The 15,498-nt window shown below is 35.0% G+C and carries 16 protein-coding genes; 11 read left to right on the top strand and 5 right to left on the bottom strand.

Features of this window, described 5'->3' with window-relative positions; all coding sequences use genetic code 11:
- Window positions 1-10 precede the first annotated feature (10 nt).
- Window positions 11-775 (bottom strand): 3'-5' exonuclease, encoded by a 765-nt coding sequence (locus FNJ88_RS02090; RefSeq protein ID WP_143851510.1) that lies wholly within the window; start codon window positions 773-775, stop codon window positions 11-13.
- A 46-nt stretch (window positions 776-821) separates the two neighbouring features.
- Entirely contained in the window at window positions 822-1,538 is a 717-nt protein-coding gene (locus FNJ88_RS02085; protein WP_143851509.1) for a CDP-alcohol phosphatidyltransferase family protein, read from the bottom strand.
- Between the two features lie 191 nt (window positions 1,539-1,729).
- On the opposite strand from FNJ88_RS02085, the gene FNJ88_RS02080 reads away from it, so the two are divergent.
- The 10 genes from FNJ88_RS02080 to FNJ88_RS02035 all read left to right on the top strand — a co-directional run bounded on the left by FNJ88_RS02080 (window position 1,730) and on the right by FNJ88_RS02035 (window position 13,055).
- A complete protein-coding gene (locus FNJ88_RS02080; protein WP_143851508.1) occupies window positions 1,730-3,655 on the top strand; it encodes an LTA synthase family protein in 1,926 nt (641 codons plus the stop codon).
- Window positions 3,656-3,787: 132 nt separating this feature from the next.
- Window positions 3,788-4,207: a DUF2147 domain-containing protein gene (locus tag FNJ88_RS02075; protein ID WP_143851507.1), complete on the top strand. Its 420-nt coding sequence runs from the start codon at window positions 3,788-3,790 to the stop codon at window positions 4,205-4,207.
- A gap of 115 nt (window positions 4,208-4,322) precedes the next feature.
- Window positions 4,323-5,306 (top strand): pyruvate dehydrogenase complex E1 component subunit beta, encoded by a 984-nt coding sequence (locus tag FNJ88_RS02070; RefSeq protein ID WP_143851506.1) that lies wholly within the window; start codon window positions 4,323-4,325, stop codon window positions 5,304-5,306.
- A gap of 95 nt (window positions 5,307-5,401) precedes the next feature.
- Window positions 5,402-7,387, top strand: coding sequence for a KUP/HAK/KT family potassium transporter (locus tag FNJ88_RS02065; RefSeq protein ID WP_143851505.1), 1,986 nt, complete (start codon window positions 5,402-5,404; stop codon window positions 7,385-7,387).
- A 75-nt stretch (window positions 7,388-7,462) separates the two neighbouring features.
- Entirely contained in the window at window positions 7,463-7,936 is a 474-nt protein-coding gene (locus FNJ88_RS02060) for a Fur family transcriptional regulator (protein ID WP_143851504.1), read from the top strand.
- A complete protein-coding gene (locus FNJ88_RS02055; RefSeq protein WP_143851503.1) occupies window positions 7,936-9,672 on the top strand; it encodes an OstA-like protein in 1,737 nt (578 codons plus the stop codon). Before FNJ88_RS02060 ends, FNJ88_RS02055 begins: the two co-directional genes overlap by 1 nt.
- Before the next feature lie 43 nt (window positions 9,673-9,715).
- Window positions 9,716-10,258 carry a DinB family protein gene (locus FNJ88_RS02050; protein ID WP_143851502.1) on the top strand — a complete coding sequence of 181 codons (543 nt, stop codon included), beginning with the start codon at window positions 9,716-9,718 and terminating at the stop codon, window positions 10,256-10,258.
- Window positions 10,259-10,264: 6 nt separating this feature from the next.
- Window positions 10,265-11,440, top strand: coding sequence for an aspartate aminotransferase family protein (locus FNJ88_RS02045; RefSeq protein WP_143851501.1), 1,176 nt, complete (start codon window positions 10,265-10,267; stop codon window positions 11,438-11,440).
- Window positions 11,441-11,793: 353 nt separating this feature from the next.
- Window positions 11,794-12,180: an START-like domain-containing protein gene (locus FNJ88_RS02040; RefSeq protein ID WP_143851500.1), complete on the top strand. Its 387-nt coding sequence runs from the start codon at window positions 11,794-11,796 to the stop codon at window positions 12,178-12,180.
- A gap of 71 nt (window positions 12,181-12,251) precedes the next feature.
- The gene (locus tag FNJ88_RS02035; RefSeq protein WP_143853855.1) at window positions 12,252-13,055 is read left to right on the top strand and encodes an aminotransferase class IV; all 804 of its coding nucleotides are present in this window, start codon (window positions 12,252-12,254) and stop codon (window positions 13,053-13,055) included.
- Window positions 13,056-13,123: 68 nt separating this feature from the next.
- On the opposite strand, the gene FNJ88_RS02030 is transcribed toward FNJ88_RS02035, so the two are convergent.
- Window positions 13,124-13,696, bottom strand: coding sequence for an N-acetylmuramoyl-L-alanine amidase (locus FNJ88_RS02030; RefSeq protein ID WP_228414552.1), 573 nt, complete (start codon window positions 13,694-13,696; stop codon window positions 13,124-13,126).
- A 197-nt stretch (window positions 13,697-13,893) separates the two neighbouring features.
- Window positions 13,894-14,442: a YqgE/AlgH family protein gene (locus FNJ88_RS02025; protein WP_143851499.1), complete on the bottom strand. Its 549-nt coding sequence runs from the start codon at window positions 14,440-14,442 to the stop codon at window positions 13,894-13,896.
- A 53-nt stretch (window positions 14,443-14,495) separates the two neighbouring features.
- On the opposite strand from FNJ88_RS02025, the gene pdxH reads away from it, so the two are divergent.
- Window positions 14,496-15,140, top strand: a complete 645-nt coding sequence (gene pdxH / locus FNJ88_RS02020) for a pyridoxamine 5'-phosphate oxidase (protein WP_143851498.1) — start codon at window positions 14,496-14,498, stop codon at window positions 15,138-15,140.
- Window positions 15,141-15,187: 47 nt separating this feature from the next.
- Here pdxH and FNJ88_RS02015 read toward each other — a convergent pair whose 3' ends face one another.
- Window positions 15,188-15,487, bottom strand: coding sequence for an HU family DNA-binding protein (locus FNJ88_RS02015; protein WP_143851497.1), 300 nt, complete (start codon window positions 15,485-15,487; stop codon window positions 15,188-15,190).
- Window positions 15,488-15,498 lie beyond the last annotated feature (11 nt).

Here is a 15,498-nt window from a genome sequence, read left to right as displayed (position 1 = left end):
GTGCGCATTTCTAGAATTTACTTCTCAGCTGAATTCCGGTCAAAACTTTCTTGGTGTACAAAGGGAAATCAGCATTTTGGATCCAGCCGTAATAACCTAAATCTTTTTGGAAAACCTCTTTCACTTTCTGACCTTTGTATTTCCCGAAAGTAAAAATCTCTTTTTCTTCTTTATCATATGCAATAAACCCTGCCAAGTCTGCGAATTTATGATGAGAAGATATTTCACTTAATCCCGCGATATCGTTTGGTAAATCTTGATAATGACCAACCTGTGCATCCAAGACTTCGAAGGTGGCCAGAACATCTGCTTCTGCGGAGTGTGCGTTTTCTAAGTTTTTTTTGCAATAGAATTGATATGCAGCAGTAAGGTTTCTAGGTTCCATTTTGTGAAAAATAGTCTGTGCATCGACTAATTTGAATTTGCTTAAATCGAAGTCAAGTCCGGCCCGTAGAAGTTCTTCTGCTAAAAGAGGAACATCAAAGCGATTAGAATTAAATCCGCCTAAGTCGCAACCAGCGATCATATCAAGTACTTTTCCAGCAATATCTTTAAACTTAGGGGCATTCTTTACTCGTTCGTCAGTAATTCCGTGGATTGCAGATGATTCAGCGGGAATAGGCATTTCTGGGTTAACAAGCCATGTTTTACTTTCCCGTGAAGAGTCGGGGTTTACTTTTAGTATAGAGATTTCAACAATCCGATCCTTTGCGACCTGAATTCCTGTTGTTTCTAAATCAAATACGCAAAGCGGTTTATGGAGTTTTAAATTCATTTTTTATTTTTTGTTGAGGACAGGTAGTTTCTTAGTCCATTTGTTTTTATTTTGATAAATGTTTTTGAAAAATCAATGATACCAATATGTAATATAGTATTGCCAAAGGAATACCAACTGTTTTAAGTAAAATTACAAGCAGGATCACACCTACTGCTAAAATGATTTTCGGATAATTATCTGAAATGGTCATCGACTTGAATTTTAATGAAATCATTTTTATGGGACTTACCAGTAACCAGGAGGAAATAATGGTCACCAAAATTAAAAGTACTGGATTTTCAAACAACACTTTAAAAAATTCGGTCTCCATAAAAGAATAATACATGCCAAAGATTAAAATGGTGTTTGCTGGTGTATTTAATCCTTTAAAATAATAGGTTTGCTCTTCATCTAGATTAAATATGGCTAGACGAAGACAAGAGAATAATGTCACGAAAAGTCCTATATATTTAATTTCAAACGGTAGTTCTAATGAAAAGAGTTGGTTGCCAAACGGCTCCAAAGCCTTGAATAGCGCCAATCCAGGTATAAGGCCGAAACTTACCATATCTGCGAGAGAATCTAATTGAGTGCCTAGTTCAGAATTTGATTTCATGGCACGTGCAACAAAACCATCGAAAAAATCTAGAATCAGCGACAGAATGATACAGAAGGCGGTAATTCGATAATTACCTGTTATTAAATGAATAACACCTATGCTCCCCGAAAATAAATTCGCCAGCGTAAAGGCATTGGCCAAATTGTATTTAATAAAATTCATTTCTACATTTTAAATTTCCTGTGAAGCATCAAAAATCCATATTGTAATGGAAAACTTTCATTTTGATGTTTAACAAAAACAAAAGTAAGGTTTTTATTAAAATTTGCATTTCCTTTTTTGGAGTTAAAGTTACTTTCTCGTTAAAAAAGTAAAATAATGTAAATTTGCATCATCATTTTACAGAACCTTTGATGAAAGAATTTAGATTTCAAGAAATTTTCGTTTTAATTTATCGTTTATTTTTGGCGTACATTTTTTACCAGATCGCCCGACTGCTCTTTTGGTTTTTTAATAAAAATTTGATTCCGGTTGATGGCATTAGTGAATATCTGAATTTGGCCTATCGTGGATTTGCTTTTGATACCACTGCAATTCTATATGTAAATGCCTTGTTTATATTGCTAAGTATTATTCCGGTAATTATTAATACAAAGAAGATCTATCAAAAGATTTTATTTTTTATCTATTTTATTACCAATGGAGTTGCCTACGCGATGAATTTCGGGGATTTCGTGTACTTTAGATTTTCGCAAGCACGTTTAACAAGTGCTGCTATTAATGTTGCCCAGCATGAAAGTAATATAGGTAAAGTTTTTACCGTTTCAGTAATAGAACATCCGCTCGTCATCGTTTGGTTTATTGCATTGATGATACTGTGGATTTTTCTGTATAAAAAAGTTAAGGTAAAAATTCATAAACCCATAAAATTAGTTCCTTATTTTATCTTTTCGGTGGTAACGTTATGCTTAACGGCTTTACTTGTTGTGGGTGGAATTCGTGGTGATTTTAAACATTCAACGCGCCCGATTAATTTGGTGGATGCCAACCGCCATATTACAAAACCGGTACAAGCTAATGTTGTACTCAACAGCGTTTTCTCTTTTTTTAGAACCATTAATACCAATAATTTTGAGGAAGTTCATTTTGTAGATGAAAAATTTATTGATGAAAATATTCATCCGTACAAATTATATATTCGTGAAGAAGTTAAACCGAAACCCAATGTTGTGATTTTTATTCTTGAAAGTTTTAGTAAAGAATATTCGGGTGCTTTTAATAAAGAAACCAATATTAAAAACTTTGTTTCCTACACGCCATTCTTTGATAGTTTGGCCGCTCATAGTTTAATAGCAACCAATGCCTTTGCCAATGGAAGACAATCGATTCATGGGATGAGCTCTGTTTTAGCAGGAATACCGAGTTTAAAAGATGCCTTTACAAGTTCTCCTTTTTCTAATCAGAACATTCAGTCAATCGTTTCAGTATCGAATGACATGGGTTATGATACATCGTTTTTTCATGGTGCACCAAATGGATCAATGGGCTTTTTAGGATTTGGAAATATCCTTGGCTTCAAAAATTATTACGGAAAGACGGAATATAACAACGATGCGGATTTCGATGGGATGTGGGGCATTTGGGATGAACCTTTCTTTCAGTATTTTGCAAATACTTTAAACAAGAAAAAAAGTCCATTTATGGCTACTTTGTTTTCAGTCTCATCACACCATCCTTTTAAAATTCCTGAAAAATACCAAGGGAAATTTAAAAAAGGTCCGCTGGAAATTCATGAACCAATCGGTTATACAGATTTTGCTTTGAAAGAATTTTTTGAAACTGCTAAAAAAATGCCGTGGTTTAATAATACAATATTTGTTTTCGTAGCTGATCACACCAATCAAACAGCCTATCCGGAATATGAAAAGGCGATCAATAGAGCTGCAATTCCAATTATGTTTTATTCGGCTAATCCTAAATATCAGTTGAAGGGAGAAATTAAAGAACCTGCTCAACAAATGGATATTTATCCCACTTTAGCAGATTTAATGGGGTACAATAAAAAAATTAGAAGTTGGGGTAGGAGTTTGGTTTCTGATAAAAAGGAAGATTACATGATCGTTAATTCTGATTCTATCAATGAACAGTTTATTATTGGAAATTATATTTATCTATTTAATGGAAAAGACATTACTGGGATTTACGATATTTTAGATAAATCATTAGAGAAGAATCTTATTGGCAAACTGAATAGTTCAGAAGTAGAAAAAGGGATGCTGAAATGCAAAGCTTGGTATCAGGATTATATGAACCGGGTCATCAATAGAATGCTTAATTAGAGATCTCCATCCTTTAGACTGTTTTTGCAAAAATGCGAAAGTGGTATGAATTATGACATGAATAGTTAAATAATTGTGATTTAACTTTTTTTAATTACTTTTATCCAATCAATAATTAAAAAATATTATAAAATGAAAAAAATACTTTTCTCTTTCGCTGCTTTACTTATGGCAACTTTGTCTAATGCTCAAATCGAAGGAAAATGGAAAACCATTGACGACGAAACTGGACAGGCAAAATCAATTGTAGAAATTAGCAAAAAATCAGATGGTAAGTACTACGGTAAAGTCGTTCAGCTTTTGATTAAACCTGCCAATGCTAATTGCACAGATTGTAAAGATGATCGTAAAAATAAGCCGATCTTAGGAATGGAAGTGATCCGAGGCATGAAAAAAGAAGGTTCTGAATTTACAGGTGGAACGATTACAGATCCTAAAACTGGAAAAACTTACAAATGTAACATCACCCGTGATGGTGATAAACTGAATGTAAGAGGTTATGTTGGATTTTCTTTAATTGGAAGAACGCAAACTTGGAATGCCGTAAAATAATATTTTACATAAATATAAACAGAAAGCACCTTAATTGAGGTGCTTTTTTACTGGACCAAATTACTGTGATTTGCGAAAAAATCTTTACTTTTGTACTTTAATTTTTTAACAGATTATGAAGGAATATACTTTTAGAGAAGTGATTGCGCAAGCAATGAGCGAAGAAATGCGAAAAGATCAAGCCATTTATTTAATGGGTGAAGAAGTTGCAGAATATAATGGTGCTTATAAAGCTTCTAAAGGAATGCTTGATGAATTCGGTGCTAAAAGAGTTATTGATACTCCCATTGCAGAACTGGGATTTACCGGAATTGCAGTAGGATCAGCTATGAATGGTAATCGTCCGATTGTAGAGTATATGACTTTTAATTTCTGTATGGTTGGAATCGACCAGATTATTAATAATGCAGCAAAAATTCGCCAAATGAGTGGTGGGCAATGGAATTGCCCTATTGTTTTCCGTGGCCCAACAGCCTCTGCAGGTCAGTTAGGAGCTACGCATTCACAGGCTTTAGAGTCGTGGTTTGCAAATATCCCTGGTTTAAAAGTAGTGGTCCCATCAAATCCATATGATGCAAAAGGATTATTAAAATCAGCAATTCAAGATAACGATCCTGTAATATTCATGGAGTCTGAACAAATGTATGGTGACAAAATGGAAATTCCAGAAGAAGAATATTACCTTCCAATAGGAAAAGCCGATATTAAAAAAGAAGGTAAGGACGTTACTTTGGTTTCTTTCGGTAAAATTATGAAATTGGCGATCCAGGCAGCAGAAGATTTGGAAAAAGAAGGAATTTCTGTAGAAGTTATTGATTTAAGAACGGTTCGTCCTTTGGATTATGATACGATCTTGGCATCAGTAAAGAAAACCAATAGACTTGTTATTTTAGAAGAAGCTTGGCCACTTGGTTCAATCGCAACTGAGATTGCATATATGGTTCAACAAAAAGCGTTTGATTTTTTAGATGCTCCAATTAAAAGAATTACCACTCCAGATGCTCCAGCACCTTATTCTGCACCACTTTTTGCAGACTGGTTTCCAAAATTAGAGAACGTAAAAGAAGAAATCAAAAAAGCACTTTACATTAAAGCTTAATAGATAAAAACTCTCGAAAGAGAGTTTTTTCATTTATAAATAGTTATAAGAACACGAGCATAATAATATATCTTTGACGAAATTTTTTACAATTCATGTCACAAACTGTTTCATCACATTTCGATACGAAAAAGCTCACCGCAATTGGGGTTTTGGTCTCCTTGGGAATTGTCTTTGGAGATATTGGAACTTCACCGCTTTATGTCATGAAGGCAATTGTGAATGCACGACATGGAACGGGAAATTTACCGTTTGATGAATATATAGAAGGAGCACTATCCTGCATCATCTGGACACTAACTTTGCAAACTACCGTAAAGTATGTAATTATCGCTTTGCGAGCTGATAATAACGGAGAAGGTGGAATTCTTTCTTTGTACTCGCTCGTAAAAAAATTAAAGAAGAAGTGGCTCTATGTGATTGCCATTATTGGAGCTTCAACTTTAGTTGCAGATAGCATTATTACCCCCTCTTTAACCGTAATGTCTGCTGTAGAAGGCTTAAAAATATTCTCACCCCATACTCCAGTTGTAGGCATAACTCTTATTATTTTAGCAATCGTTTTTATCGTTCAACAATTTGGGACAGCCTCTATTGGGAAACTTTTTGGACCGGTCATGGTGGTTTGGTTTTTAACGTTAGGAATATTTGGATCGATACATATTGTTGATCATGTCGAAATTTTAAAAGCATTTAATCCCTATTACGCTTATAATTTAATAACTCACTCGCCTAGTGCCATTGTCATAATGGGGGCGGTATTCCTTTGTACTACTGGAGCAGAGGCACTTTATTCTGACTTGGGGCATTGCGGAAAAAGGAATATACAGATGAGCTGGATTTTTGTAAAAACCATGTTGATTCTGAATTATTTAGGTCAGGGTGCCTGGCTTTTGGACAATCCATTAAAGGTTTCAGAAGGTATCAATCCAATTTTTGGCATCATGCCGGAATGGGCTATTTTGCCAGGAGTTATATTAGCAACTGCTGCAGCGATTATTGCAAGTCAGTCGGTTATTACAGGTTCATTTACCATGTTTTCGGAAGCGATGTCTACTACCTTTTGGCCCAATCAACAAATTGATTATCCATCAGGGATTAAAGGTCAAATGTATATTCCAAGAATCAATTGGGGTTTGATGTTTTTGTGTTTTATCGTGGTGATCTATTTTCAGAAATCGGAAGCAATGGAAGCTGCGTATGGTTTAACCATAACGATCACGATGTTAATGACGACGGTACTTCTCTTTTTCTGGCTCAGTAGAAATAAAGCAACTCGAGTTTTTGCATTTGGATTTATTGCAGTTTATCTTTTTATTGAATTGGGCTTTTTCTATGCAAATGTTATTAAATTTTTCGACGGAGGTTGGTTAACAATGGTATTGGGAGGGTTTATAGCAGTTTGTATGTACGCTTGGTACAATGGGAGACTCATCAAAGCAAAGTTCTTGAAATTTGTGAAGTTAGATAAATATGTTCCGGTAATTAAAGAGCTTAAACTGGATGAGACCATTCCGAAATATGCGACAAATCTTGCTTTTTTGAGTCGTGCAAAAAGACAGGATGAGGTAGAAGCAAAAATTATTTACTCCATTTTACGCAAACAACCCAAAAGAGCAGATCATTATTTCATTCTCAAAATTACCAATCAGGAAGATCCTTACAGCTTTAAATATACCATTGATGAAATTATGCCCGGAACTATTTACCGTATTAATTTTATGCTTGGATTTAAAGTAGATCGTAGAATCAATGATTATTTTGACCAGGTTTTAGAGGACATGATGGAAGAGGGAAGTATTCCTTCACGAAGCAGTCACCCTTCATTACGACATTATAATGTTCCACCGGATTTGAAATATGTGATTATTGATAATACCTACATTAATGATACTTTACTTAATGTAAAAGAGAAGATCACCCTTAATATTTACAACTTTGTAAAATATATCGGAAGTGATGATTTCAAAGCATGGGGGATTTCCTCACATAATGTTGTGGTAGAATCGGCGCCTTTGCTTGATCAAAAGGTACTCAGCAAAAAGATTCAGCAGGTAGAATTCCGTCGATATGATTCTTAAGCAGTAAAATCTTAGCACGGTTTTAGAATACTTCGTTAATTAAAAATTCGATAAATTTGTAGATAATTATTTTAAATGGACGTTAAACAGAAGGATCTCAATATCGCAACTATAAAGGAAGTTCTACGACAATACCTTCAGCAGAAAGGTTTTAGAAACACGCCCGAACGCTATACTATTTTAGAAGAAATCTACAACATGGAACATCATTTTAATGTTGATGATTTGTATCTCTTGATGATGCAGAAGAAATACCATGTTTCCAAAGCGACCATTTACAATACCATAGAGATTTTTCTGGATGCCGGATTGATTAGAAAGCATCAGTTTGGAGAAAAAACCATGACTTCTTCTTCTTACGAAAAATCCTATTTTGATAAGCAACACGATCATTTAGTGATCTATAAAAAGGATTCAGATAAGGAGATTCAGGAAATTATTGAATTTTGTGATCCAAGAATTCAAGGAATTAAAGAATCAATTGAACAGACTTTTGGGGTCAATATTGATTCGCACTCACTTTATTTTTACGGAACTAAAAAGGATTAATGAAAGGGTTTCTTATTTTTTTTCTCTTTCTAAGTATCAATATTTTTGCGCAAATCCCTACGCAACCGAAAGATCCTGCGACGAAAGATCCATTTTTTACAGATCCGAAAAAAAATTCGCAAGGGGAGAAAGTGAAATTGATTCATTCTGATGAATTTGGAGTCGTAAAAGGAAAATATGATGATAATCCTTTCTTTTCAGGAAATGTTGAGTTTTCGCATCAAGGTTCTATTCTTACGGCTGACGAGGTCATCTTCTACAGAGAACAGAATTTCGTAAAAGCAATCGGAAACGTGAAACTTCAAAATGCAGATGGTTCTGTAATTACTTCTGGCGAAATGGAATACGACGGAAATACACAAAAGGGTATTGCTCGAAAAAATGTTTTATTAACAGATCCCGGACAAACCATTAAGACAGAGACGCTTTACTACGACCGACTTTCCAATAAAGCTTACTTCAATACTGGAGGTACAATTACTAAAGATGGAAATGTGATGTATACCAAAGTTGCGACGTATGATTTAAACAGCAGATTAATCGATTTTACAGGGAATGTAAAGATTGATAATCCCGAATATACCGTTGAAGGCGTAAATATTGTTCAGAATCAAAACACCAACACAGCCACTTTTAACGGGGCAACCACTATTACCAATAAAAAGAATCCCAGCAATCTTATTTATACTGAGAAAGGGACCTATAACATGAATTCCAAAGAGGTATTTCTTAAGAAAAATTCCAGAATTCATTATAATGGAAAAATTCTGACGGGAGATGATCTTTATTTCAATCAAATCACAGGTTTCGGTACCGGAAAAGGAAATGTAACCCTACGCGATCCTTTGGAGAAGCGCTATATGAAAGGCGGTTACGGGGAAATTTATGAGAAGAAAGATTCTGCAATGATGACGGAGAAACCGTACGCAGTAAAGATTCTCGAAAAGGATTCCATGTATTTCTCTGCGGATCGAATTCTGGCATATCAAAAATTGGATGATAAAAATCCGTTAAAGAAAAAAAGTTTCCTACGTGCTTACAAAAAAGCGCGAATGTTCAAATCTAACATCCAAGTAAGGGCAGATTCATTAAGTTTCAATGAAACGGATGGAATCATGCATTTGGATGGTAGTCCGATTGCATGGAGTGGGGAGAAACAAATAACTGGTGACAAAATTGAAGCTTATTTCGATACTGAAAATGAGTTCATCGATTCTCTCCGCGTGATTGGGAATGCCTTTGCCATCAGCAAGGCAGATTCGCTGAATATGAAAGACGAATTCAATCAGGTAAAAGGAAAGCTCATGACGGTTTACTACGAAAAAAACGATGTTAAACTAGCCAAAGTAATCGGGAACGGACAAGCCATTACCTACGCTGATGACCAGAATGAGAAAACAAAAGAAGTGGAACGTATTGGCGTTTCCCTTTCAACATGTGGCACCATAGAGGCCGAATTTGAAGACCGAAAAGTACAGATTATTTCCTGTACTATTGGAGCCAATGTAGACACCTATCCAATGAGCTTGATTTCTTCTAAACAAAGATTTTTCCCCGATTTTAACTGGAATACCAAAGACCGACTGCGAACCTGGCGCGATATATTTGTTGATTCGCCCGATTATGAAGAAATTAAATACCAATCGGACGATGTGCTCTACAATGCAGCACAGAAAAAAATCGACGATGCGAAAGTTAAGGAAGAAGCTCAGAAGCCTAAAAGGGTTAGAAAATAAGTTTCGGCGACTCATTTTATCAAATATAAGAGACGTTTAATAAATGGACAGTACATTTTTATTAGAAGAAATTATCAGGTCAACTCATTCTAATATTTTGACCGCAGAAGATTTGAGAAAAAAATCTAACCTTGAGTTAAATAGAAAACATAATGCAGAATGTTGGAGTGTTTTAGAATGCTTAGAACATCTCAATTTATACTCAGATTTTTACCTTCCAGAAATTGCTAAAGTAATTTCTGGATCGAATTCTACCTTTAATCGTAAATTTAAAAGTGGCTTAATTGGTGGATATTTTGTGAAAAGTATGTCGCCAAGGGAACAACTTAATAAAATGAAAACTTCAAAGGATAAAAATCCAATCAATAGTAAAATTGACAAATCCGCTATTGATAGATTCATTTCGAATCAATATAAATTTTTAAGCTTATTGGAATCTTCAAAAAATATAGACCTTAATAAGGTTAAAACTAAGATTTCTATTACCAGACTCATTAAAATTAAATTAGGTGATACGCTGATGTTTTTAAATAATCACACCCTAAGACATTTAATGCAGATCGAAAGAATCTTGATAAATCACTAATCTAAAATGCAACACGATTTCTTTAAATACCAAGCCCAAACCACCCAATTCGCGGCTGGTTTTGAAGTAGAAAAAGCCGCAGGTTCTTACATTTATGGAAAAAATGGTAAGAAATATCTCGATTTTGTAGCGGGAGTTTCTGCAAATACTTTGGGTCATTCGCATCCGAAAATCGTAGAAGCTATTAAAACGCAGGCAGAGAAATATTTGCATGTCATGGTTTACGGCGAATATGCTCAGGAAATGCCGGTGCAGTTATGCAAGCTTTTAGCAGATTCCACACCAGAACCCTTGGAAGTTACCTATCTCGTGAATTCTGGAGCAGAATCCATCGATGGTGCTTTGAAGTTGGCAAAACGCTATACCGGAAGAGAAGAAATCATTTCCATGACCAATTCATACCATGGAAATACGCATGGTGCTTTGTCCGTGTCGGGAAATGAATACCACAAACGGGAGTTTCGTCCGCTCTTGCCAATGATTAGTTTTATTGAGTTTAATAATCAAAAGGATTTTTCTAAGATCACCGAAAAGACAGCCTGTGTTTTAGCGGAAACGATTCAAGGTGCAGCTGGATTTTTAGTTCCAGATTCCGATTATTTTAAAAATCTTAAAAAGCGGTGCGAAGAAGTTGGTGCCTTATTAATTCTCGATGAGATCCAACCTGGATTTGGCAGAACAGGAAAACTTTTTGCCTTTGAACATTTCGATATGGTTCCAGATATTTTGGTGATGGGAAAAGGAATGGGCGGTGGAGTACCCGTTGGTGCGTTTATGAGTTCCAAAGAAATTATGCACTCCCTTTCGCATTCCCCAAAATTAGGACATATCACAACTTTTGGTGGAAATCCATTAATTGCTGCCGCGAGTTATGCAACCTTGCATGAAGTGGTAGAAAGTAATTTGATGAACGAAATTCAAGATAAGGAAAATCTATTCCGAGAATTGTTGGTTCATCCGAAGATTAAAAATGTCAACGGAAAAGGGTTGATGTTGGCCGTAAATTTGGGTTCACCAGATTTCACTTTGGAAGTTGCAAAAAGTTGCATGGATAAAGGATTAATCGTTTTCTGGCAATTATACCGAAATGAATATTTGCGAATTTCTCCACCGCTGACCATTTCTTTAGAAGAAATTAGAGAAGGTTGTGGAATTATTATCGATGTTTTAAATGAAATTTGATATCGTAATATGCCAAACCTCATTTAAGTAGATTGATTCGAAGTATTTCTTACATTCGGTAAAATGCACAGGTTTAACTTTATGTAAAAAATTGATTGCCGATACCTTTCCAGTTGAGTTTTCTAAATAAAAAATAGAATTTGTTTTTGCCCCATGGAAGTAGTGTCGCGTGATGATATATATCATGATAATTACCCCGTATTGCCCTAATTGCTGATATAGCGGAGAGTGAGACAGGTTTATAAAAAATATAGAATTATGTGCCTTCCGATAATTTAACTCTTTCGCTGAAATAAATGATAGATATTAGAAATTAATTTATATATTGCGACTCATAAAAAATAAGTAGCAATATGGCGAAAACGAAGGTGCAATATGAATTTCCAATGCACTGTCAGTCAGAGATTTTATACGAATATATGGCAAGCGCAGAAGGACTTTCTGAGTGGTTTGCAGATGATGTTGTGGAAAAAGGGGATGATTTTTTCTTCAGTTGGGGCGATGGTCCTGAAGAGAAAGCTACGCTGATTCGTTATAAACCAGAAAACTTTGTACGGTATCGTTGGGAAGAGGACGAGGGAACAAAAAATTATTTTGAAATGACCATCGTTATCGATGATATTACGGAAGATTTAGCTTTAAATATTACCGATTTTTGTGATGCTGGTGACGAAGAAGAAAACCGTCTTTACTGGGAAAATTTAATTGAAAATTTAAAATTGAAATTGGGTGCATCCTAATTTTAAATTCTAAGAATAAACAATGATGAACGAATTTTCGTTCATTTTTTGTAACTAAAAACGTCTATATGATGAAAGTATCATTTGCTTCAGAGCAATTTCTAGCCAAAAATCGTGCATTTTTATATGGTGATTCCGTTCGTGTTTCTTTCTTTGTGCGCAGTTCTCAACTCATCATGGCAGAAGAATGCTATTTTTTCCTCATGGCTTCCATGCGTAAAATGAGGATGTCTATTCCTTTATCTTACACACTGGAGTTTTTTCAGGATTTATTTGCAGAAGAGGTGTTACAAAAAGAAGTGAAAGATGCGATCATTCATTTTTTTGTATACAGAGATGAAGCGGAAAACGCCTTATCAAAAAGGTCAATTTCGTTTTATTGTGAAGTGCAGGAGGTTGATGATGTTTTAAGTATTCAAAGAGATATTGAAATTGACTTAATCAAGGAAGTAAACGTGAATACCAACGTTCTAAGCAATATTCATGTACATTGTCCTGAAAATATCTATGCGGAAATTTACGCGTTAGAGAATGATCTGGATGATGTGATTTTTCTTAATCCAAGCAAGAGAATTGCGAGGTCAATTTTCGGGAATTTTCTTTTTTTGGATGGCAATACCATTAAGATCCCAAAACAAACAGAAGGCGCTTATATTTCGCCACTTTTAGAAAACTTTGTGACCTTTGTACACAAGCAAAATCTTGCAAAAATTGAAGAATCAGAGTTGATTGCTTTCGAATCTCAGAAAGCGGAAGAGGTTTTGATTATTTCTGATCTGAAAGGGATTTTTGCAGTAACCAAAATCCGGAACAAGAATTTTGGAAATAGCAAATTTGCAGAGCTTATCATGAAGTGGAAGAGCAACTTCGTGTAAAATTGACAAACCCAGTCAGCAACCTTAAGTAAAGTCAGTGACCGGGTTTTACGAAAGTTTAAGCTTTCTTATAATTCGTTAATAAACGCGATAATTTTTTTTGAGTTTTCCTCTAACCCGGTGGAGCTGCTAAGGAAATATCGGTCTTCAATATTAGACATAAAACCTAATTCCAAATAAATGGTAGGTGTTGTAGAATTTTTTAGTAGATGTAGATTGGGTGAAAATATTTTACAATCTCCAAATTTTAAGGCTAATTTTTTGGCAAGGTCTCCATTTTCAGTTTTAGTATATATTTCTTGCCCTTTTTTTTGAGTATTTGAACTGTTATTGATGTGAAGCGAAATAACAAGGTCTGGATTTAATTTTTTTATAAAATCCGTCCTGTATGAAAGGGATTTATAAGTGTCGGAATCTCTTGTAAGAATTATTTCGATATTCTTGTTCGTATTCAATTCTTTGATTTTGTTTGCAATACTAAGAACGATATCTTTTTCTTTGATTTCGTTAATATTCGCTCCTGAGTCGTTTCCACCGTGGCCAGCATCAATTACAATAACTTTTTTACCGTCAATCGAGGTGAATGAGAAGAAACAAATCAAAAAACATACACCAAATAATTTAAAAATTTTATTCATCATTTTTGTTATTTACAACATAACGAAATAACGAAAGAATTCTCAGATAATTTCTTAATGAATACTTAAATATTTTTAAAGTTTTGTTAAAATGTTGGCGGTTGATTAAAGCAAATTAAAGGTCTCTTATTGATCTGGATTGAAGAATAGCGTGATCCAAGTAGTTAATGGAAATTGATAAGAAATAGAAATCTCAACTGCTAATTCATCGACACGTCTTCTGGCGAATTTGCCCATAAAAGAAACTCGCCACCTAAGTTTTCCATGATGTTCTTCCACAGACTTTGGTCGTTTGGGGAGGTGTAATCTAAGTTAAATACCTCCACTGGAGTCCACATTTTGAGTTGAATTTCACGATCCAATTGCAATGCTCCCCAGCCGGAATAACCTGAAAAAACTTTTACATCGGTGATGGATAATCGATGATCCAGGATTGCCGCAACCATATTTTCAATATCTTCTGTTAAATAAAATTCAGCATTAAGCTCGGAGAATTCTTCAGTGAATTTTTCACCTTTGCAAATGAAAAATATTTTATCATTTTCTACAGGACCACCGTCATAAACGGTTACCTGAAATCCAAATATCTCAAGTAGTTTAGAGCTCATTTTCTCGTTGCGCTTGTTAAGAATCAAGCCGAAAGCACCCTGCTCATTATGATCGATAATTAAGACCACAGAACGGGAGAATATATCACCGGATATATCCGGAGTGGAAATTAAAATTTTACCTTTGTAAGAATAATTCATCTGATAAGTCGGGTTATATAAAAGGACCTTTGACCAAAAGTAATAAAAATTAAATGGAAAACCTGCATGACAAAAGAAAAGTTTATGACCGTTCTGAACTTTTAGAAAGTGAGATTAAAGAAAACCCGATGGAGCAATTTCGGAACTGGTTTCTAGATGCCGAGCAAAATGCACAGGTAGCAGAATCCAACGCCATGGCGATCTCTACCTTGGAAGAAGACGGTTGCCCGCGAACCAGAATGGTTTTATTAAAAGCGTATACTTGGGAGGGTTTTGTATTCTATACCAATTATGATAGTAGAAAAGGTAAAGCAATTGAAGAAAATCATAAAGCATGTCTGCATTTTTTTTGGCCAAGTTTAGAACGCCAAATTATCATTAAAGCTGATTTAGAAAGATTACCTGAAAATTTAAGCGATGGTTACTTTCACTCGCGACCAAAAGGTAGTCAGTTGGGAGCTGTGGTTTCTCCTCAAAGCCAAATTATTCCGGATCGCACTTATTTAGAAGATCAATTAAAAGCGTTAGAAAAAGAATTTGAAAGTAAAGAAGTTCCCCGACCTGAAAATTGGGGTGGATATTTAGCGAAACCTTATGAAATTGAGTTTTGGCAAGGTCGCCCGAATCGGCTGCATGATCGGATCATTTATGAGTTACAACCAGATTTTAGCTGGAAGATCTCGCGTTTAGCTCCATAAAAAAAGTCCCGAGTAGTCGGGACTTAAATTTTTACTATAATCTACGATTATTTTTTCTTCTTTGCCATTCCTTCCATTACAGAAGCAGACAGATCAGCTCCCGCTTTGAATTTAGCAACAGTTTTAGCAGCAATGCTGATTGGTTTCTTAGTTGCAGGGTTGATACCTTGTCTTGCAGCTCTTTCAGCAACAGAGAAAGTACCGAATCCTACTAGAGAAACTTTACCGTCTTTTTGTTTCAAAGTTTCTGTAACGTTAGAAATAAAAGATTCAAGGGCAGCTTTAGCTGCTACTTTTGTGATGTTCGCGTCTTTAGCAATAGCGTCGATTAATTCAGACTTGTTCATAATATTAAATT

This window comes from Chryseobacterium sp. SNU WT5 (assembly GCF_007362475.1).
Classification (GTDB): domain Bacteria; phylum Bacteroidota; class Bacteroidia; order Flavobacteriales; family Weeksellaceae; genus Kaistella.
This window is presented reverse-complemented; position numbering and strand designations above follow the sequence as displayed.

What these genes read in the sequence shown, in the direction of transcription:
- FNJ88_RS02090 (WP_143851510.1), bottom strand. Translation starts at nt 775, where the DNA reads ATGAATTTAAAACTCCATAAACCGCTTTGCGTATTTGATTTAGAAACA.
- FNJ88_RS02085 (WP_143851509.1), bottom strand. Translation starts at nt 1,538, where the DNA reads ATGAATTTTATTAAATACAATTTGGCCAATGCCTTTACGCTGGCGAAT.
- FNJ88_RS02080 (WP_143851508.1), top strand. Translation starts at nt 1,730, where the DNA reads ATGAAAGAATTTAGATTTCAAGAAATTTTCGTTTTAATTTATCGTTTA.
- FNJ88_RS02075 (WP_143851507.1), top strand. Translation starts at nt 3,788, where the DNA reads ATGAAAAAAATACTTTTCTCTTTCGCTGCTTTACTTATGGCAACTTTG.
- FNJ88_RS02070 (WP_143851506.1), top strand. Translation starts at nt 4,323, where the DNA reads ATGAAGGAATATACTTTTAGAGAAGTGATTGCGCAAGCAATGAGCGAA.
- FNJ88_RS02065 (WP_143851505.1), top strand. Translation starts at nt 5,402, where the DNA reads ATGTCACAAACTGTTTCATCACATTTCGATACGAAAAAGCTCACCGCA.
- FNJ88_RS02060 (WP_143851504.1), top strand. Translation starts at nt 7,463, where the DNA reads ATGGACGTTAAACAGAAGGATCTCAATATCGCAACTATAAAGGAAGTT.
- FNJ88_RS02055 (WP_143851503.1), top strand. Translation starts at nt 7,936, where the DNA reads ATGAAAGGGTTTCTTATTTTTTTTCTCTTTCTAAGTATCAATATTTTT.
- FNJ88_RS02050 (WP_143851502.1), top strand. Translation starts at nt 9,716, where the DNA reads ATGGACAGTACATTTTTATTAGAAGAAATTATCAGGTCAACTCATTCT.
- FNJ88_RS02045 (WP_143851501.1), top strand. Translation starts at nt 10,265, where the DNA reads ATGCAACACGATTTCTTTAAATACCAAGCCCAAACCACCCAATTCGCG.
- FNJ88_RS02040 (WP_143851500.1), top strand. Translation starts at nt 11,794, where the DNA reads ATGGCGAAAACGAAGGTGCAATATGAATTTCCAATGCACTGTCAGTCA.
- FNJ88_RS02035 (WP_143853855.1), top strand. Translation starts at nt 12,252, where the DNA reads ATGAAAGTATCATTTGCTTCAGAGCAATTTCTAGCCAAAAATCGTGCA.
- FNJ88_RS02030 (WP_228414552.1), bottom strand. Translation starts at nt 13,696, where the DNA reads ATGATGAATAAAATTTTTAAATTATTTGGTGTATGTTTTTTGATTTGT.
- FNJ88_RS02025 (WP_143851499.1), bottom strand. Translation starts at nt 14,442, where the DNA reads ATGAATTATTCTTACAAAGGTAAAATTTTAATTTCCACTCCGGATATA.
- pdxH (WP_143851498.1), top strand. Translation starts at nt 14,496, where the DNA reads ATGGAAAACCTGCATGACAAAAGAAAAGTTTATGACCGTTCTGAACTT.
- FNJ88_RS02015 (WP_143851497.1), bottom strand. Translation starts at nt 15,487, where the DNA reads ATGAACAAGTCTGAATTAATCGACGCTATTGCTAAAGACGCGAACATC.